This window comes from Streptomyces sp. NPDC098781 (genome assembly GCF_044759995.1).
Classification (GTDB): domain Bacteria; phylum Actinomycetota; class Actinomycetes; order Streptomycetales; family Streptomycetaceae; genus Streptomyces.
Genome location: NZ_JBIWAK010000010.1, coordinates 28463 through 46097, shown reverse-complemented (window position 1 = coordinate 46097; position 17635 = coordinate 28463). Strand labels below are relative to the sequence as shown.

14 protein-coding genes, 1 tRNA gene and 3 pseudogenes are annotated in these 17635 nt (G+C 69.8%); 7 read left to right on the top strand and 11 right to left on the bottom strand.

The window, feature by feature from the left end; genetic code table 11:
* Window positions 1–273: 273 nt before the first annotated feature.
* The gene (locus tag ACIQWG_RS33755) at window positions 274–534 is read right to left on the bottom strand and encodes a cold-shock protein (protein WP_404102595.1); all 261 of its coding nucleotides are present in this window, start codon (window positions 532–534) and stop codon (window positions 274–276) included.
* A gap of 243 nt (window positions 535–777) precedes the next feature.
* On the opposite strand from ACIQWG_RS33755, the pseudogene ACIQWG_RS33750 reads away from it, so the two are divergent.
* The 3 genes and pseudogenes from ACIQWG_RS33750 to ACIQWG_RS33740 all read left to right on the top strand — a co-directional run.
* Window positions 778–1054: pseudogene (locus ACIQWG_RS33750) on the top strand (site-specific integrase); the annotation flags it as partial.
* 702 nt (window positions 1055–1756) lie between these two features.
* Complete coding sequence (locus ACIQWG_RS33745) at window positions 1757–2278, top strand: hypothetical protein (protein ID WP_404102594.1); 522 nt, start codon at window positions 1757–1759, stop codon at window positions 2276–2278.
* A complete protein-coding gene (locus tag ACIQWG_RS33740; protein ID WP_404102592.1) occupies window positions 2275–6978 on the top strand; it encodes a hypothetical protein in 4704 nt (1567 codons plus the stop codon). The genes ACIQWG_RS33745 and ACIQWG_RS33740 overlap by 4 nt, the downstream gene beginning before the upstream one ends.
* A 135-nt stretch (window positions 6979–7113) precedes the next feature.
* Here ACIQWG_RS33740 and ACIQWG_RS33735 read toward each other — a convergent pair.
* From ACIQWG_RS33735 to ACIQWG_RS33710, 6 genes and pseudogenes are all read right to left on the bottom strand, one after another.
* Window positions 7114–7326: pseudogene (locus ACIQWG_RS33735) on the bottom strand (hypothetical protein); the annotation flags it as partial.
* Window positions 7310–7516, bottom strand: a pseudogene (locus ACIQWG_RS33730) (mobilization protein); the annotation flags it as partial. The pseudogenes ACIQWG_RS33730 and ACIQWG_RS33735, both read right to left, overlap by 17 nt.
* Complete coding sequence (locus ACIQWG_RS33725) at window positions 7513–8049, bottom strand: MobC family plasmid mobilization relaxosome protein (RefSeq protein WP_404102590.1); 537 nt, start codon at window positions 8047–8049, stop codon at window positions 7513–7515. The gene ACIQWG_RS33725 and the pseudogene ACIQWG_RS33730, both read right to left, overlap by 4 nt.
* Before the next feature lie 269 nt (window positions 8050–8318).
* Window positions 8319–9029, bottom strand: a complete 711-nt coding sequence (locus ACIQWG_RS33720; RefSeq protein ID WP_404102588.1) for a hypothetical protein — start codon at window positions 9027–9029, stop codon at window positions 8319–8321.
* A gap of 330 nt (window positions 9030–9359) precedes the next feature.
* On the bottom strand, window positions 9360–10631 hold the full coding sequence (locus ACIQWG_RS33715; RefSeq protein ID WP_404102586.1) for a DUF3631 domain-containing protein: 1272 nt from the start codon (window positions 10629–10631) through the stop codon (window positions 9360–9362).
* 141 nt (window positions 10632–10772) lie between these two features.
* Window positions 10773–11021 (bottom strand): helix-turn-helix transcriptional regulator, encoded by a 249-nt coding sequence (locus ACIQWG_RS33710; RefSeq protein WP_404102584.1) that lies wholly within the window; start codon window positions 11019–11021, stop codon window positions 10773–10775.
* A gap of 369 nt (window positions 11022–11390) precedes the next feature.
* On the opposite strand from ACIQWG_RS33710, the gene ACIQWG_RS33705 reads away from it, so the two are divergent.
* From ACIQWG_RS33705 to ACIQWG_RS33695, 3 genes are read left to right on the top strand one after another with little or no spacing between them, the layout of a single operon-like run.
* Window positions 11391–11672, top strand: a complete 282-nt coding sequence (locus tag ACIQWG_RS33705) for a helix-turn-helix domain-containing protein (protein ID WP_404102582.1) — start codon at window positions 11391–11393, stop codon at window positions 11670–11672.
* Between the two features lie 54 nt (window positions 11673–11726).
* Complete coding sequence (locus ACIQWG_RS33700; RefSeq protein WP_404102580.1) at window positions 11727–12584, top strand: tyrosine-type recombinase/integrase; 858 nt, start codon at window positions 11727–11729, stop codon at window positions 12582–12584.
* Between the two features lie 21 nt (window positions 12585–12605).
* Window positions 12606–12911 (top strand): tyrosine-type recombinase/integrase, encoded by a 306-nt coding sequence (locus ACIQWG_RS33695; protein WP_404102579.1) that lies wholly within the window; start codon window positions 12606–12608, stop codon window positions 12909–12911.
* A 95-nt stretch (window positions 12912–13006) separates the two neighbouring features.
* On the opposite strand, the gene ACIQWG_RS33690 is transcribed toward ACIQWG_RS33695, so the two are convergent.
* Entirely contained in the window at window positions 13007–13357 is a 351-nt protein-coding gene (locus ACIQWG_RS33690) for a hypothetical protein (RefSeq protein ID WP_404102578.1), read from the bottom strand.
* Window positions 13358–13463: 106 nt separating this feature from the next.
* Window positions 13464–13536, bottom strand: a tRNA-Arg gene (locus tag ACIQWG_RS33685).
* A gap of 215 nt (window positions 13537–13751) precedes the next feature.
* On the opposite strand from ACIQWG_RS33685, the gene ACIQWG_RS33680 reads away from it, so the two are divergent.
* Window positions 13752–14384 carry an NADPH-dependent FMN reductase gene (locus ACIQWG_RS33680; protein WP_404102576.1) on the top strand — a complete coding sequence of 211 codons (633 nt, stop codon included), beginning with the start codon at window positions 13752–13754 and terminating at the stop codon, window positions 14382–14384.
* Between the two features lie 39 nt (window positions 14385–14423).
* Here ACIQWG_RS33680 and ACIQWG_RS33675 read toward each other — a convergent pair whose 3' ends face one another.
* Entirely contained in the window at window positions 14424–16109 is a 1686-nt protein-coding gene (locus tag ACIQWG_RS33675) for an IclR family transcriptional regulator C-terminal domain-containing protein (protein ID WP_404102574.1), read from the bottom strand.
* A gap of 169 nt (window positions 16110–16278) precedes the next feature.
* A complete protein-coding gene (locus tag ACIQWG_RS33670) occupies window positions 16279–17559 on the bottom strand; it encodes a M6 family metalloprotease domain-containing protein (RefSeq protein WP_404102572.1) in 1281 nt (426 codons plus the stop codon).
* Window positions 17560–17635 lie beyond the last annotated feature (76 nt).

The window sequence follows — 17635 nt, the reverse complement described above, 5'->3', positions numbered from 1 at the left end:
TGCCCGTGGGAATTAAAGAGGACCACAGCAGACGTGGCAACGGCCCAACGAGCCCAATCCGCCGCCTGTCCGCCTTCGAAGTTCCCGACGAGCCCACGGTCGGGAAGCAGCGTCCCCCTCCATCCCTGTGTCGGCCGATTCACCGCCGGAGGCATCGGTCTGGCCGTGGCTTGCCCGTCAGCACGTGAAACGGCGTCGAACGGCTTGTCGTCGATCCGGCCGTGGTCGCGTCGGCATGGCGGCGTTCGCGGCCGTTGATGTCAGGTGTGGATGTCAGACGGGCCTTGGGGTGATGCTGACCGCGCGGTAGTTGTACCCGTCCTGCTTGAAGCCGGGTGCTTCCCAGACGAGATCGACCTGTTGCCCCGGTGACAGCGTCCGGAAGCCGGGTGCCTGAATGTCGGCGTAGTGACCGAAGCACCCTCCGGGAGTCTCAGGCGAGTCGAGCACCCCCCACCCCTCCTCGTCGCTCCACTCACGCACAGTCGCAGTAACGGCTGCGAGGACCTTCCGGGTCCCCCTGCGGCGACTCATCTGTCTCTCCTTCTCATCTGTCCCACAAGATCATGCAAGGCCTGTCCCAGCAGGCTGACATTGTCCTCCGAGGGAGGCACTGTGACAGTGGCAGTCGGGAGGCTCGAAAGATGTACCCCCCGAGGTACAGACCTCAGCGCTGAGAACGAGCAGGCTGATGCTCAGGTCGTCAACACCTTGAGATCCAGCTATTTACTATCCCTGGCAAAGACACGCAGCTCTCACGTGGCCGGGCGGCCCTTCGACAAGGCGCCGAAGTCTGCGGCCGGGGTGCGTGCCAATTTCCTTTCCGGCCGAGCTGCTCGTCGACGTCAGGCGCCACCTGGAGCAGTTCTCCGCTCCCGGACGTGACGCTCACGTCTTCGTCGGGCCGCAGGGCGGGCAATCACTGACGCGCATGGGGCACGGCAGTTCGCGGGATGCTGTGATCTATCAACACATGACCAGCGGCAGGGACGGGGACATCGCCGACCGACTCGGGGTCATGATCCGTGATGGCGGGGGAGGGGCCTCCGGCTAGGTGATTTGGCATCCGCGTGGCATCAGCGGCACGCGTGTGGCACGCCCTCGAACAGGCGAAGGGCCAGCCTGGGAGGAAAACCCTCCTGAGCTGGCCCTTTGTTCTGTGCCCCCGGCAGGATTCGAACCTGCGACACCCGCTTTAGGAGTTTTCTCTGATCAAGGCTATGACCTGCGGAAACATCGGCTGTAGGGCGTTTGGCCTGGGAAAACACCCCTCCGTGGTTCTCGCGTGTTCACGGAGTTTCCCGGCCTCATGTGTGCTGAATCCGTTCTGCGTGATCACCTGATACGTCATCAGCTCCTCGTGCAGCCTTGCCCGCGGGTCGCCAGGCCCCTGCCTCGTGCCGTGGAGGCAGGGCCGAAGTGGTGAGGTCGCGCGATGCTGCGGATGCCACTTGAGGATCAAATGACGGGGGTGGGGAGGACCTGCAGGTTCGTCGGGAAAGCACTGCGGACCAGGGGAAACTGCGATCGGCAGTTTTCACTGGTCCGTGGTGTTCTGTTGCACTGTGCCCTGGATGTGCCCGCTGACGGCCTCGCGGGACGCGGATCGCGATGGCGGTCGGCGCCCTGCTGAAGGAGATCCGCATCTTCCAGCCCGAGCTGGTGGTGGAGGATCGTCGGCGCGTCCGCACTGACGATGTGAACGCCAGTAAAATGGCGGGCAGTTCGCCCTTCAGTGACCCACGGCAGGAGAACAATGCAGATTGCCATCGCGGCGCGGGACGACGGTGGCCGGATCGGCACCGACGACCTCAGGGGTTGGTTGGGCCGCCAGCGGGAACTACGCGGATGCGTGAAACGAGGCTCCGCGGGGACGCCGGACCGGGGCACCATGGGCACGGCCACCGAGCTCATCACCGTGTTTCTGGCCCCGGGAGGAGTGGCCACCGTGCTGGCGGCGGCGGTCGTCGCCTGGGTGCAGAACCGCAGCGGCAGTCAGACCGTCACCATTACCTGCCCCGACGGCACCGAGGTCACCGTGACCTCGGACCGGGTCAGGGGACTTACCGCCCAAGCGACGGGTGAACTCGCCCAGCAGATCGCGGGATACCTCGAGCCGCAGAGCCAGCAGGAGCCGACCGAGCAGGGTCAACAGGCCGCACAGGCCCGGCACACGCCACAGAACACCGAGGCCGACGGGTCGGCCGATGCCTCCGGAACGGAGCCCCGGCCGGATGCTGGGGATCCCGATTCCGAGGCTGACGGCCGCCATCCATGACTGAGCCGCGGCGCACCGGTGACCTCGCGGGGCCCGGCACACGCGCCGTGGTCGTCGGTACAGGCCGCCACCCCAGCGGCTCCGGGCTCGACGAACTGCTAAGCGTCGAGGCTACGGCCCGCGACCTGGCCGTAGCCCTCCACAAGGTCTGCGGCATGGATACGTCGCAGGTCGAGCTCCTCCTCGACCCCGCCGACGGGGGCATCGTCATCGAGTCCGTCGAGCGGGCCGTGGCCGAGGCCCGTGGCCTGGTGCTCTTCGCCTTCATCGGGCATGGCCTCCTGGGCCCGCAGGACCAGTTGTACCTCGCCACCTCAGCCAGCTCCACGGCCGGCATCGCGCGCTCGATCCCGTACCGGGATATCAGGGACACGCTCAGCAGCAGCCATGTCCGCACCGCTGTCCTCCTCGACTGCTGCTTCTCAGGCATCGCCGACGCCGCCTCACGAGGATCCATCCGTGACCCCTACGTCTCCGCACGGCCCAACGGCAGCTTTCTGCTGACATCCGCGTCGCACTACGCGGTCTCCTTCGCACCGGAGGGCGAGCGCCACACTCTCTTTACCGGGAAGCTGCTCACCCTGCTTCACGAGGGCGACTCCTCCGCACCTGCCTTCCTGACCCTGGACGGTGTGTACGCCCACCTGGACCGCCAGTTCCAGGACAGCCCGGTACGCCCCCACCAGCAGAGCGAGGACCGGGCTGGCGACATCGTCCTCGCCGCCAACCGCGCCTACCGCGCCGCCCCCGCGCCACGGGACCCACCCGCGCACCCGGCCGACGGCACGTCCAGCCCGTATCCCGGCATGGAGCCGTTCCGGGCTGAGGACCACGAGCGGTTTTTCGGCCGCGAGGCGCTCGTCAACGACCTGCTCGCCGCGGTCACACGGCCCACGACCTCGGCGAACGGCACGGGGCGCGCCCCGTTCGTCCTCGTCGGCGCCTCCGGCGTCGGCAAGTCCTCGATCCTGCGGGCGGGACTTCTGGCCGGCCTCGAACGCCGCTACGAGTCCGACCCGGCCACGCCCTGGCCCGCGCTGCTGCTCCCGTCCCCCGGACCTCAGCCGCTGCGCGCCCTCGCCGAACTGTGGGCCAGGGCCTCCGGCAGACCGCAGCCGGAGATCGAGCGGCAACTGGACGAGGGGAGACTGCCTGACGGTGACTGCCAGGTGCTGGTCGTGGACCAGTTCGAGGAGATCTTCACCAGCTGCCGGGACAGCGATGAGCGCACCCGTTTCATCCGCGCGCTGTGCGGGGGCGCCGACGGCGGTACCCGTGTCGTACTGGGGCTCCGCGCCGACCACTACGGCAGCTGTCTGGAGCACCCGGAACTCGTCCGTGCCCTCCACACAGAGCAGTTGATCGTTGGCCCCATGGACGAGGACGGCCTGCGCGCCGCGATCGAACGCCCCGCCCACGACGCCGGATTGCAGCTGGAGCCCAGGCTGGTCGACGTACTGCTGCGGGACACCCGGGAAGGCGGCGGCCCCGACCACGGCTCCGCGCTGCCATTCCTGGCCCACGCACTCCGCGAGACCTGGGTGCACCGCAGCGGGGCGCTGCTCACCCATGCCGGATATGCCGCCACTGGCGGGATCTGGGAATCCGTGGCCCGTACGGCCGATGACATCTACAAGAAGCTCGACGGGCCGGGCCGCGAGGCCCTTCGCGAACTGCTCCTGAGCATGGTCACGCTCGCCAGCAGCAGTGACGAAGCCGTGCGCCGCAGAATCGGCCTCGACGAACTCCTGGAGGACCGGTCGGAGCAATGGCGGCTCAGGATCGTCGGGGTACGCGACCGGCTCGCCGAGGCCAGGCTGATCACCGTAGACCAGGCAACGGCCCAGATTTCCCACGAAGCGCTGTTGCGCGCCTGGCCGAGGCTACGCCTGTGGATCGAGAAGGACCGGGCCGGGTTGGTGACACGCCAGCAACTGGCCGACGCCGCCGACGCCTGGCACAGGGCCGGGAAGGACCGCGAGTACTGCTACGGCGGTACTCGGCTGGCGGCGGCCGTCGAATGGCTGGGCGAGAAACGGCATGCGCGGCTCGTTCGCCCCCTCGACAAGGAGTTCGTGGACGCGAGCAGAGAGCTCGAGCGTGCCAAACAGGAGGAGGAGAAACGCCGTGCGCGCGAACTTCAGGACGCGCACGATCGGCTGCAGCGCCAGGCACGCGAGCTCAAGGACACGCTCGGTCGGGAACAGCGCCAGGCACGCGAGCTCAAGGACACGCTCGGTCGGGAACAGCGCCAGACGCGCAGGCTGAGGCAACAGCTCGGGGCGATCGGCGTAGTGCTGTGCGTGGCGCTTGTGGCCGCGGGTATCGCGCTCCAGCAGCGGTCGAACGCCCGGGCCAGCGGCGAGCGGGCACAGAACCGCCAACTCCAGGCTGCAGCCCGCGCGAGCGTCGGCACCGACCCAAAAGCGGCGCTGCTGCTCGCAGTCGCCGCGTATCGCGAGGACCCTTCGCCTCAGAGCCGGGCGACGCTCATGGATGTGCTGGGCGGAACGCAGTACGCGGGCTCCCTCGAGGCATCGGGCACGGTCGACTCGCTGACCTACAGCGACGACGGTCGGACGCTGGCGGTCGGTGAAGGCGACGGTGCTGTGGGGCTGTGGGACACGTCCCGTCCTGGCAAGCCACGGGACCTCGCCGAGGTCGTGGCGAAGAAAGAGGGTGTCAGCGGAGATACCGCGGTCTGGATCGGCGACGGCAGGTCCCTGCTCCTCACCGGCGCGGACCCGGACGCCTCCCTGGGCAGGTTCTCCCTCGCGGACCGCAGTCGCCCACGGCCCCAGGGCAGCATGCCGCTGCGGTTGCGGCTCATGGAGGAGTCGGCGTTCAGTCCCGACGGCCAGATGCTGGTCACCTCGACCGCCGGGCAGCCCAGGCTGTGGTCGGTGGAGCCGGGGCGTGGCGCCGCTCGCGCCCGTGCGTCGCTCCCGCAGGGGAGGAGCAACGTCCAGGCCGCCGCCTTCGGACCGGACGGCACTGTCCTGGCACTGGGCCGGCAGGACGGCACGGTGGAGCTGTGGGACGTCGGGGACCCCGACCGCGCGCGCAGCCTCGGCACCCTCGACGGCACCGGCGGCCCGGTGCGCGCCATGGCCATCAGCCGGGACGGGCACACCCTCGCGGCCGCTTCCAGTGACTCCCAGGTCCGCCTGTGGGACATCGCCCGGCCCTCCGACGCCCGTCTCACCGCCATGATCAGCGGCCACGGCGGCCCGGTGGAAGCGGTCGCGCTCAGCAGGAACGGCCGCCTTCTCGCGGCCGGAGGCACCGATCATACGGCGACCGTGTGGGACATCTCCGGGGCCCGGCCTGTTCGTTCCGCCGTCCTGAGCGGCCACGCCACCACGATCTCGGCGCTTGCCTTCTCACCCGACGGGCGCACCCTGGCCAGCGGTGACCACGACAGGTTCGTGTTGTTCTGGTCGCTGACGGGCCGATTGGCCCCCACCATCGCCGAAAGGCCCGTCACACTGTCCACCCCGGACTACCTCCGGTGGCTCGAGCCAGGCGTCCCGCATGCCCTCGCCCCCGATGGCCGTCTGCTGGCCCTCGCCACCGCCGAGCGCGAGTTTAGCCTGATCCCGTTGACGGGGCGCTCCGCGGGCAGGGCGGCGGGCGTTGTCCGGATGGACGCGCCGGGGAGCTTCACGAACGGCTCGCAGTGGTTCTCGGCGGACGGCGACCGCCTGGCAGTCGAAGGCCCCGAGGGCGTCCTGACGATGTGGAACGTGAAGGACCCCGCTCGCTCGATGCGGGAGTTCCGACTCAAAGTCGGCCCGTCCAGCAGCATTTACGACCTGACCTTCTCCATCCAAGGTGACCTGATGGCGATCGGCACGGAGGGCGAAGCCACCTTGTGGGACCTCTCCCGGACCGGTCACCCCCGGCGGCTGAGCGTCGTCAAGGTGAAGAGGGAGAGCTCCCCAGACGTCCTGTTTGCTCCGAAGAGCCGTCTCCTGGCGATCGACGCGATGCTGTACGACGTCACCGACCCGCGCAGGCCCGACCGGCTGTCGGATCTGCCCGCTCCCGATGAAGACTCCGGCCCTCTGTACCCCAAGCCGCGCGCATTCGCCCCCGACGGCAAGACTCTCGTGGCGACGGACATCGGCCTGGAGGCAGGTCTCCTCTTCGATGTGTCCGACCCTGGTCGGCCCCGGTTCCTGAGCCGGCTCCCGAACGGCAGTGACTACGGGCCCTACTCGTTCAGCGAGGACGGCAGACTGCTGACGGGCGGCAGCTCCGGCACCCAGGTAGGTGTCTGGGATGTGTGGGATCCCGCTGCTCCGCACCATGTCACGTCGCTCACGCTGGACGAACGGGCGTCGGAACTCGCAGTGTCCTCCGACGGCACCACCCTGACCACGTACAACTACCCGGGCTCTGTCATCCGCTGGAACATGGCGCAGCTCAGTGCCACGGTCCGCGACCCCGTCGCCCGCGCCTGCCGTCTCGCCGCAGCGAACCCCACCTCCGACGAATGGGCGGAGATCGCCCCGGGCGTGCCCTTCCAGCACGTCTGCCCCGACCTCGACGCCGCGCCCTCCCCGTCCACACGGGGCGCGTTCCCCAGCTTCCCTCTTTTCTCGACCCCGGTCCCTGCCGGAAACCGATGCAAAGCTTGCAGCGAGCCTCGGCTGGTGCATGTGGCCGCCCCCACCACCCTTCTTCTGACGAACTGACCCACACCACGCGCGTACTCCGTCACCCGCTTCCCGCGGACATCGCAAGTCTGTTGGGTCGTCTGCTGCTGCCCTGGCGCACTGACACCGACCCGGCGTCGCGCCGCGAGTCATGCGGTGGGTACTGAGTGCCCGTCAGCGTGAGGCGCCCTCCGGCCACAGCACCCGGACGGGGACGTGGTTCCGCTCGGCGTACGCCACGACGTCCGCCGTGCCGCCGTACCCCCGTGCCGGTTTCCCGTCCCATACGGCGAGCAACTCGTTTGCGAGCCCGATGAGGATTTCCGACCCTGTCGTGTGCGCTTCGGAGTCGGATGCGGTCATGCCGGTCTCGTGCACGTCGCTTGCGGTGCAGGTCGAGGTCGGCCACCAGGAGTCTCTTCGTGGTGTCGAAGTCGTCGGCGCGGCCGGGGTCGGGGGCGAAGCCGTCCCAGGAGGCCACCAGGTGCGGGTCGGTGTGGTCCCTGGCTTTCTTGGTGTCGTAGAGGTAGCGGATCAGGCCGACGGTGTCCTTGCCGCCGCCGATCTTCGCGATCATCGGGCCGCCTTCTTGGCGACGGCCTGGTTCGCGGCCGCCGCCGCGTCGCGGACCGTGGCGCCGACGGCGGTCAGCGTGTGCTCGGCCTGGGCCAGGGCGGCGGTGTCCCCAGGGTGTGGATGGCCGCCGGAGTTGAGCTTCTTGGCGATCTGGTTGATGTTGTGGCCGATGGCGGCGACCTCGCGACGCAGGGCGGTCAGCTCGTCGATGTAGTCGTCCAGCTGGGTGCGTAGGCCGGGCACAGTGAGGTCACCTTCAACGTGGGCCAGGGTGACGGCGGCGACGTAGTGAGCGCCGCTGAGGTTCAGCGACGTGGCCTTGGCACGGATTGCGTCCCTCTCCTCAACGCTGTAACGGGCATCGACGCGCTTCTTGCGACGGCCGCCTGGGTCGGGCTTACGACGTTGGGCGAGTCGGTGCAGGGCAGCTGCTTCGGCGGCGCGCGGCAGCGACACGGCGGGGTCGGCGGGGTCGGCGTCGGCGGGCTGCTCCTCCTTCTCGGGCACCCCCTGGTGCCCGAGTGCCTCCGCCACCCCAGGGGCGGAGGCTTCCCCGTGGGACCGGCCTGTGGGCGGTCCAGCGGGATACCTTGCTGACGCGGTGGTGGTTGCTGTGGTCGTGGTCATCTCCTGTTGTGTGGTGGGCAGTTCGTGCTGTGGTGCTGGCATGGGGGCCTACTCGGTGGGGTGTGGATCGGGGAGTGCGGTGATGTCGGGTCGACTCGTCACCGAAGGGAGACTCGTCCTCGCGCTGACGTGCGCGGGGACGAGAGGTGCGGGACGAGGTTGGCAGCGGCCGGTGGTCAGGAGGCGATCGCCGCTGGCGCGGTCTCGCTCGGTTTGGCTGCTGCGGCTTCGTCGAGTTCGGCCTGGAGCGCGTCCTTGACGCGTTCCGCCTCGTCCTTGCCGATCGTGCGGCCGGTGCTGCGGACCGCGTCCTCGATGTGGCGGCGTGAGGCTTTGCCTCCGCGTCCACGCGGCGCACGGCGGGCGAGGGCGAGCAGCTCGGTATCGACGGTGTCCGGCTCCTCTGTGTCGGGCGCGGGGGAAGCGGCGGAGAAGTCCGCCACATGGGAAGCGTCTTCCGCCACGTCTGGCGGGGTGCCCGCCACCTTGAGGTGTGTGGGCAGCTGAATGTCCGAGGTGGCGCCGCTGGCTACCGGGTCGGTGTCTTCCTGGTCGGCGGCCAGCGCGAGGTCACTCTGGATGATCTGGTAGAAGTGCACCGCGCCGGCCAGCGCGAGCGGCGGGAGCGCGGAGAGCACGGCTACGGTCCAGTCGTTGAGCTGCAGACCGCCGCCCGGGGCCTGCTGGTTGAGACGTACGGCGTGGAGCGCGTTGGCCCAGATGCTCAGCGCGGTCGCAAGGCTGACGAGGAGCCACACGTACAGGCGGGCGGCCGTCGACGCGGCGCGTACCAGGAGCAGGGCGGCGATGCCGATGGCGATGAACCCGTCGATGACGAGGGGGAAGCCGATGGCGAAGAGCGGGCGGATGTGGGCGGCGACGGCCATCTGCCGCAGGGCGTCGTAGGACAGGACGAAGCCGATCGTGCCGAGCAGGGCGATGCCGAAGCGGATGGCGCCGGTCTTGGGTACGGCGGGCTCGGGTGTGGTGGGTTCGTGCGGGGGTAGGGGAGACCTCCGGTGGGTGGGGGCACCTGCGAGCAGGCCGGCAGTGGGGCAGGGCGCTGTGGCTGCGAGGTGCTGGGACTCGTACCACTCGTCGCGTGCCTGGTCAGCACAGGTTCGAGTGGCGTGGTGATGTCGAGACGACTCGTTGCGGGCTGTTCACTCGTCCCCGCGCTGACCTGCGCGGGGACGAGTGATGCGAGTGGTGTCGAGTCAGGCTGCGGTGCCAGGCAGCGGCCCGTCGGCTGACGAGGCGGGCGCGTCCGCCGCCTTCGGTTCGGGGCAGTAGCGCGCCCAGGTGTCGAGGAATTGGTTGCGCGCGAAGCCCTTGGCCTGGGTGCCGTCGGGGAAGCGGCGGTTGGCCGAGCCGATGCCGTAGGGCTTCAGGAGCAGATGCAGTCCGCGCGGGGTCAGCCCGTTGGCGCCGTATTCCGCCCACGGTGCTTCCCTGTCCGCGCTCAGGGACTCCAGCAGGTGTTTCGTGCTGAGCACGGTCGGATCGCCCACAGTGGCGAAGGCGCGGCGGATGCCGACGAGGAGGCGGGTGCGCAGCCCGGCCTCCTCGTCTTGGCCGGCCTCGTAGTCGGTCATGGTGCGGCAGGCGGTGCGTGCGAGCGCGGGCCAGTCGCCCCCGGCGAGGTCGGCGATGATGACCAGCGGTTCCCAGGTGTCCGCCGCGCGGTCCTCGACCGGCATGGGCGGCTCCATCTCCATGGCCTGGGCATACAGCGGCTGGAGCCAGGCGTGGAGGCGGTCGCGGATCGCGTTCAGGGCGGGGGTGTCCCGGCCGGTGCGGAAGGATGCAACCTTCTCGCCCGCCGCGCGGCGGCGCATGCGGATGACCACCGCCCGGTCCTGGATCGTGTCGGGCAGGTCGCCGATCCCGGCGAGTGCGGCCATGGCGAAGGTGGGGAACTCCTGCACCTGGTGCTCGGGCCCGGATACCCGCAGGGTGGGCCAGCCGCGCTGGTGACCGGCATTGATCAGCCCGCGTACCTCCTCGTTCTTCTCCGCGGCCCTGGGGCTGCTGAAGAGCGTGTCGGCCTCGTCGACCAGGAGGGTGGGCGGGTCGTCCCCGTCGATCGACCGGAAGATTGCCGCCGCGCTGGCGTTGACCGTGATCAGGCGGTTGTGCACGGTCTCCGTCACGATGTCCAGCAGGCGGGACTTACCGCACCGCTTCTCCGGAGCGACGATCGCCAGGCGAGGTGCGTGCTGCCACGCACGCTGCAGATGCGTCGCAGCGATCCACAGCGCCACGGCCGTGACGGCCTCCTCGCTCGGCATCGCCACGTACCGCCGGAGCTGCGCCCGCAGGGCAGCCAGGATCTGCGCGCCCTCGGGCAGTGGCCCTGCTGAGGCCGCGCCGTCGCGGTCCTGGTCTGCGGGAGGTGTGGCGGGAATGGCCGACTGGCCGGGAATGGCGACGCCGGGCGGCACGTCGGGCGTCGAGGTGGGGGCGGTGGAGGACGTAGGTTCGTCCACAGGCGTTCCTCTCTGGTGCGGCTGGACGGGCAAGGTTCGGCCGCACCGGTTCGATCGTTCGGGCAAGGGCGATGAGGCAGCGACTCCCCCGGCTCCCGGCGGTGGCTCGCCGGGAGCCGCTTCGCTGTCCCGAGACGGGTTTCAGACCGCGAGGTCGTACGTGGCCTGGGCGTTCAGCCAGGCGTCCACCTCGTGCCAGTGGTAGCGCAGGTGACGGCCGACCTTGTGCACGTTGGGGCCGATGCCCCGGTACTTCCACTGGTAGAGCGTCTTCACCGGCACCCCGAGGTACGCGGCGACCTCCGCGGGGGTGGCCAGCGGGCCGCGCCTGGTCGCATCGGCGGTGGCGGCGGCGGGGGTGCGGGTGTGGCGGGCGGAAGGGTTCGGCACAGGGCTCCTTTTCGGTATCGGTCAATCGGGCCTGGACAACAAAGCCACAGCGTCGGCGAAGAAGCCCAGTGTTTACTTTGAAACTCCGTACAACTTCTCGGCATGGCCCGATGACAAAACAGTAAGGGCGGATCCCCGGTTGCCGAAATCGCTGTCAACCGGACCCCTGATTTCCGTCCCCCTGCCCTGGCGGGGGAAACATAGCTGCTCAGGGCATCCGCTGGCCCGACGGACCCAGCGTGAGGGGACACCTTCACCCCGGCCCCGCTTACTCAAGAAAAATGGAATAGAGGCAGTCGCGATCACTTTTCTCGGGTAGTTGAGCAAACTATTGCCACGGCGGCCGATTGCAAGCTAAAGCTATCTGTCATGCCAAACCGACCTGTCGAAATAGGCCCCGCCGGCCTCCACACCGCCCGCGCCATCGAGCAACTACGCCTCGTGCGCGGCCTGACCCAGCACCAGCTCGCCGCCCGCTGCACCGCACTGGGCCGCCCGATGACCAACACCGCCCTCAGCCGCACCGAGCGCGCCCGCCGCCGCTGCGACATCGACGACCTCGTCGCCATCGCCGCGGCGCCCGGTGTTGCTCCCACGACCCTGCTCCTGCCGCTCCCGTCGGTGTCCCGTGATGACCGGAGGGGGTGCTAGTTGGCGCGGGTCTGGATTGAGGACCGCATAGGGCACGCGGCGTACGTAGAGGCCGTGGCGGGAGCCAAGCGGGCCGGGCGTACGCCGTCGGGGCGCTACCGCGTGCGCTGGTACGGCCCCGACGGCAAGCCGAAGATGAAGACCTTCGCCCGCAAGGGCGACGCCGAGGCGGAGCGGACGAGGGTGGAGTCGCGTCTCAGCGACGGCTCCTATCGTGATCCCGCAGCCGCGCGCGTGAAGTTCGCAGAGGTGGCGGAGTCCTGGCTGGCCGCGCAGCTCCACCTCAAGCGTTCAACGCGGGCTCGCTACCGCGGTGTTCTCGACGTCCACGTCATCCCGAAGTGGGGCACCACCCCACTGGACCGCATCCACTTCGAGGACATCGCCGAGTGGCTCGCGGACCTGCCGTCCGGCGAGGCGACCGGCGGCAGGAACCTCAGCCCCCGGTCGGTCCGCAAGGCGTACGTCGTCCTCAGCCGCGTCCTCGGCTATGCGGTCAAGGCCCGCCGCCTGGCAGTCAACCCGGCTGTCGGCGTGCCCCTGCCGAAGGCGATGCCGGCTGACCACGTGTACCTCGACGACTTTCAGGTCGACGCGCTGGCCAACGCGTCAGGAGCCTACCGGGTGTTCATCCTGCTGTTGGCCTACACCGGCCTGCGCTGGGGCGAGGCGTCCGCGCTGAAGGTGGGCCGCGGAGACCTGGACGCGTGCCGGGCCCACATCGTCGAGGCGTACGCCGAGGACAACGGCAAGCTCTACCTCGACACCCCCAAGAATCACGAGCGCCGATCCGTACCGATCCCGCGGTTCCTGGCAGAGGAGCTGAACCCCCACGTCCAGGGGCGGGGAGATGAGGAGTTGCTCTTCACCGCCCCGCAGGGCGGACCGCTGCGGGCCCGCAACTTCCGTTAGCGGTTCTTCGCGCCGGCGGTCGTGAAGGTTGGGCTTGGGCATCTCAAGATCACCCCGCACAAGCTATGGCACACAGCCGCCTCGCTCGCCATCGCCAGCGGCGCGGACGTCAACGTCGTACAGACGATGCTGGGCCACAAGTCCGCGACGCTGACCCTGGACACGTACGGGCACCTCTTCCCCGACCGCCTGGACGAGGTCTCGAAGAAGATGCACAAGCGCCGCTCCAAGCAACTGGCCAAGGCGAAGGCCAAGCTGGAGAAGGCGCAGCGGAAGGCCCGTGAGGCCGCCGAGACCATAGCCGCCCTAGAGGACGATGCTGCGTGATGTGTGCCTGATCCGTGCCGGGGAGCTGTAACCGAGGGCGCTGCCCCACCGCGCTGATGCGGTGGGGCGGCGCCTTGCGTTTCCGCCGGATCAGGTCAGCCGCGCGGCCGGTGGCTTTCCTGCCGGGCCCGGTCGATCGCGGCAGCGGCTGCATCTCCGGCCAGCCGCTCGATCTCCTCAGGAGCCTTTCGCTCGTCGAGGACGAAGAGCCTGTCACCGACGAGACGGGTGGTCGCCTTCCAGCCGATACGCCGTCCCGCTTCCCTGGCGGCACGCCGGACGTCCTTGAGCTCGCCCATCTCCGCAAGATCGTCAGCGCCAAGGATGAACTGCCCGTAGTAACCCTCGTACTCCGGCTTCAGCGCGGCCCGCATCAACGACTCAAGCCGGGCGACCAGCCTCTCGTACCGGCGCCGGGCCAGCTCGTCCTTCGCAGGCAGTCGCACAGCTCCCCACCTCTGCCCGCAGCCGCATGTGTGCCATATGTGTGCTGCGAGTACGAAGGCCCTCCCGTCCGATGGACGGAAGGGCCTCTGACCAGGTGTTTCTCTGTGCCCCCGGCAGGATTCGAACCTGCGACACCCGCTTTAGGAGAGCGGTGCTCTATCCCCTGAGCTACGAAGGCGGAAGGTGCCCTGACAGCGTAGCGGATCCGTCCCTCGGGGTTCGCCCTGGTTGTGGGTGATCGACAGCGCGGCTCGGTGATCCGACGTGGGCCGTCTCGCCACGCTTGACCTCAACTTAACTTGAGATTTTACGTTGCTTCCACGGGGCCACTCCACCACCGCCCCGCGATCACTCCCCATCACTCCCACCGATCCCGGAAATCGAGGTACACCCATGTCCCGCGCCCCCGAGACCCCGATGCCCCACGCTGCCCAGGCCGCCCCCACCACCCCCTCCCCGACCCCCCTCAAGATCGGCGTCGTCATCGGCAGCGTTCGTCCCGGGCGGTTCGCCGACAAGGTGGCTCAGTGGTTCGTCGGTGAGATCGGGCGGCGGGAGGACATGGAGACGCATGTCATCGATCTGTCCGAGCCCGCCCTCGCCGGCGAGCTCAAGCTCACCCTGGAGCCCACCGACGCGCCGACGCTGGCGCAGCGCATCGGTGGGCTCGATGGATTCGTCGTCGTCACTCCCGAGTACAACCACGGATACCCCGCCGCCCTGAAGCTGGCCATCGACTACGTCTACGGGGAGTGGCGGGCCAAGCCGGTCGGCTTCGTCTCCTACGGCGGTATGGCCGGCGGCCAGCGCGCCGTCGAGCAGTTGCGTCAGGTCTTCGCCGAGCTGCACGCCGTCACCCTGCGCGACACCGTCAGCTTTCACATGGCCTGGGAGCAGTTCGACGACGAGGGCCGCCCGCATGACCAGGACGGCACCACCAAGGCCGCCGACGTCCTGCTCGACCAGCTCGCGTGGTGGGGGCTGACTCTGCGCGAGGGCCGGGCCGCCCGGCCATACGACGGTTGAGCGGCCTACCGGGGAAGGCCCCCCTCATCCCTCACCCCCTCAAGCCACCGCCACCCCACCAAACCGCCCAGCCACCGCCAACTCCCCCTCCACCCGCCCAGCCGTCTCCACCAGCTCCGGCAGGACATCCCGTACGCACTCCTCCACCGACCGCCGTGCCGCATGCATCGCCACGTTCAGCGCGGCGACCACCTGGCCCGTGCGGTCCCGTACCGGTACCGCCACCGAGCGCAGGCCCGCCTCCAACTCCTCGTCGACCAGGGCGTACCCACGGGTTCGGGCTTCCGCCAGGACGGCGGTCAGGGCTGTGGGGTCCGTGATGGTGTGGGGTGTGAGGGGGCGGAGAGCGCCTGGTACGCCCGGCGGCAGCCGGAGGTCGTCGGACGGGCGGTCGGCCAGCAGCACCCGGCCCAGCGACGTCGCGTACGCCGGCAACCGCGTGCCGACCGTGATGTTGACGCTCATCACGCGGCTCGTGGCGGCCCGGGCGATGTACTGGACCTCCTCGGCCGACGGCGTCAGCACGGCGAGGGACGCCGACTCGTGGACACGGTCGGCGAGTTCGGCCAGGTGGGGGGTCGCGATCTGGGACAGGGTCGTGCGGGAGAGGGGTGGGTAGCCGAGGGACAGTACCCGGGGGGTGAGAGTGAAGGTCCGGGTTCCCGACTGGCGTACCAGGCCCAGGTGTTCGTAGGTGATGAGCGCGCGTCGGGCCGTCGCGCGGGCCAGGCCGGTCGCGTTCGCCACGTCCGTGAGCGTCAGTTCCGCCCGGTCCTCGCCGAAGGCGGTCAGTACGGTCAGTCCGCGCGCCAGCGACTCCACGAACTCCCTGCCGAGCTCCTGCTTGGAGGCGCCCGTCCAGGTCGCGAGGCCCGCCGGAGTGTGGGCGGGGCGCGGTTGCGGGGCCTCGCGCAGGGTGCGTTCCATCTCGGTGACCGCCGTCCGCAGGCGGGGGAGGAGCGTCTCGCGCAGGTCCGCGGCCGTGTGCCGGCTCGTGTGACTCACCACGCTCACCACGCAGGCGATACGGCCGCCCGCCCGCGGGTCCTTCACCGGTACGGCCATCGCGACCAGCCCCGGCTCGATCAACTGGTCGTCCAGCGCCCAGCCGTCCCGCCGCGCCCGCGCCGCCCGGCGTTCGAAGTCCTCGTCGGAGGAGGAGTGCACCTGCCACGGTGCCGCCGGAAAGCCCCGGTCCTCGGGGTCCTTCGCCCGGCGCTCGCGCCACGCCCGCCACTCCGGCTCGGTCCATTCCGTCGCGAACAGCGGGCCCGGCGCGGTGCGTTCGGCCGGCAGCAGGTCGCCGATGCGGAAGCTGAGGGACATCGCGCGGCGGCGGGTCGCCTGGTGGATGAAGCGGATGCCGTCACGGTCGGCGACCGCGAGCGACACCGACTCGTCCAACTCGTCGGCGAGCGCGTCCGCGTGCGAGGAGAGCAGTGCGGGCAGGCCGAGGGCGGCCAGATAGGCGTTGCCCAGTTCCATCACGCGGGGCGCCAGCGCGATGTCGCGGCCGTCGAGGCGGACGTATCCCATGCGCGCGAGCGTGGATGTGATCCGGTCGACCGTGGAGCGGGCCAGGCCGGTGCTCCGTTCCAGCCCGCTTGCGCTGAGCGTCCCGCCGGCCTCCGTCAGCCGCCGTAGCACCGCGACACCCCGGATCAGCGGAGTGACCGCCTCCACCGGTAGGGCACGGTCGTCGTCCAGGGTCGTCTTCGCGGGCATCTGCTCTCCGTACGGCGTTCGCGGCAGCCCTAACCGTAATCCCGTGATCCGACACCCGCGCGCGTACGCCGACCTCGGGCGCCCCACGCGCGTACGGCACGCCGGCCCAGCCACACCCCCCGCCCATCCATGCCGAACCAAAGCCCCGCCCCGCAGAAGTCACCCGCCCCTACCCCCGACTGACCCGCACCCGATACCCCCCGGTCAGATCCACCCCCACCACCGCCACCCGCACCCCCCGCTTCTCGTCCCGGAATTCCTCCCCGGCCACGAACGTCGCGTCCGACAACTCGGCATGGACGTTCGGGCTGCGCGTGCACCCCCCGCTGTTCTCGTGGGAGTCGTGGACCTTCACCGGTCCCATCCCGGTGTCCACGTCCGCGTCGACCTTGTAGATCAGCACGCCGGGGCGGCACACGGCCTCGTCGTTGCCCTCGCGGGTGCGTAGTTCGAGGGCGTATCCGGTGCGGCGGTCCAGGGGTATGAACACCAGCTTCGGGCCGCCCTCGCGGGCCAGCGGGGTCAGGGCGTACTCGGTGGTCCCCGGGGTCGCCGCGCAGCGTATCTGTGCCGCGTCCAGCCAGCCGAGCTTCCACTTGTGCCAGCCGAGCATGTCGTTGTTGGCGCCCCAGTCCTCGCTCATGATGTCCCAGTGGCCGACCGCGCCGCCGCCCTCGGCGGTGTACAGGTCGGGCAGGCCGAAGACATGGCCGTTCTCGTGGGGGAGGACCCGGTAGCCGGTGCGGTGGTAGGTGCCGGAGCCGTCGTCCTGGCGGGAGTAGACGAAGGAGGCGTTGGCCACCGAGACGCCGTCGGCGACCGGAGCCTCGGCGTTGCCCGCGAAGGTCACCGACAGGACCGTGTCCAGGGCCGACGGGCCGGCGTTCGGTGACACCAGTACGTTCAGGAAGTCGTACGACCGGAAGTCCACCTTGGGATCGGCCGCGACCACGATGTCCTGGACCAGTTTCCGGTAGCCGGGGTCGAAGGGGGCGCCGCGCTCTATGCCGTACGCCCGGAACGACTTGGGCATCCGCAGCCAGCCGGGGATCGGGGTCTCGGCGCGGTAGTCGAGGCGGCCGTAGGAGCTGGTGCGGAACCAGTCCTGGGTCTGCGGGAAGAACTCCGAGAAGCGGTCGAGGGCGAGGCCCGGACCGGGTGCGTCGGGGAAGTCGACCATCACGGTCAGCGCGCGCACGCTGCCGGTGGAGCGGGAGTAGCCGCGCACCGTCGGCACGCCCTCGGACATCTGGATCGTCGGCCGGCCGCTGATCATGCAGGGCCGCAGGGCAGAGGGGTGTTCCGGCGAGATCGGGCCCGCTCCGGCCACCGTCGAGGAGCCCGCCGTGAGGTGCCCGGTGCCTGCCGACGTGGTCACCGCGAGGGTCAGGGCGGTGACGGAGGCGAGGGCGGCCACACGGCGGGTGCGTATCCGTCGGCTCGGCTGCATGCATGGGCCCTTCAGTCCATGGCAGCCCGCCGGCCTGCGCGCTGCACCCTCTCGATCACCCTGTGTCGAGGGGTGC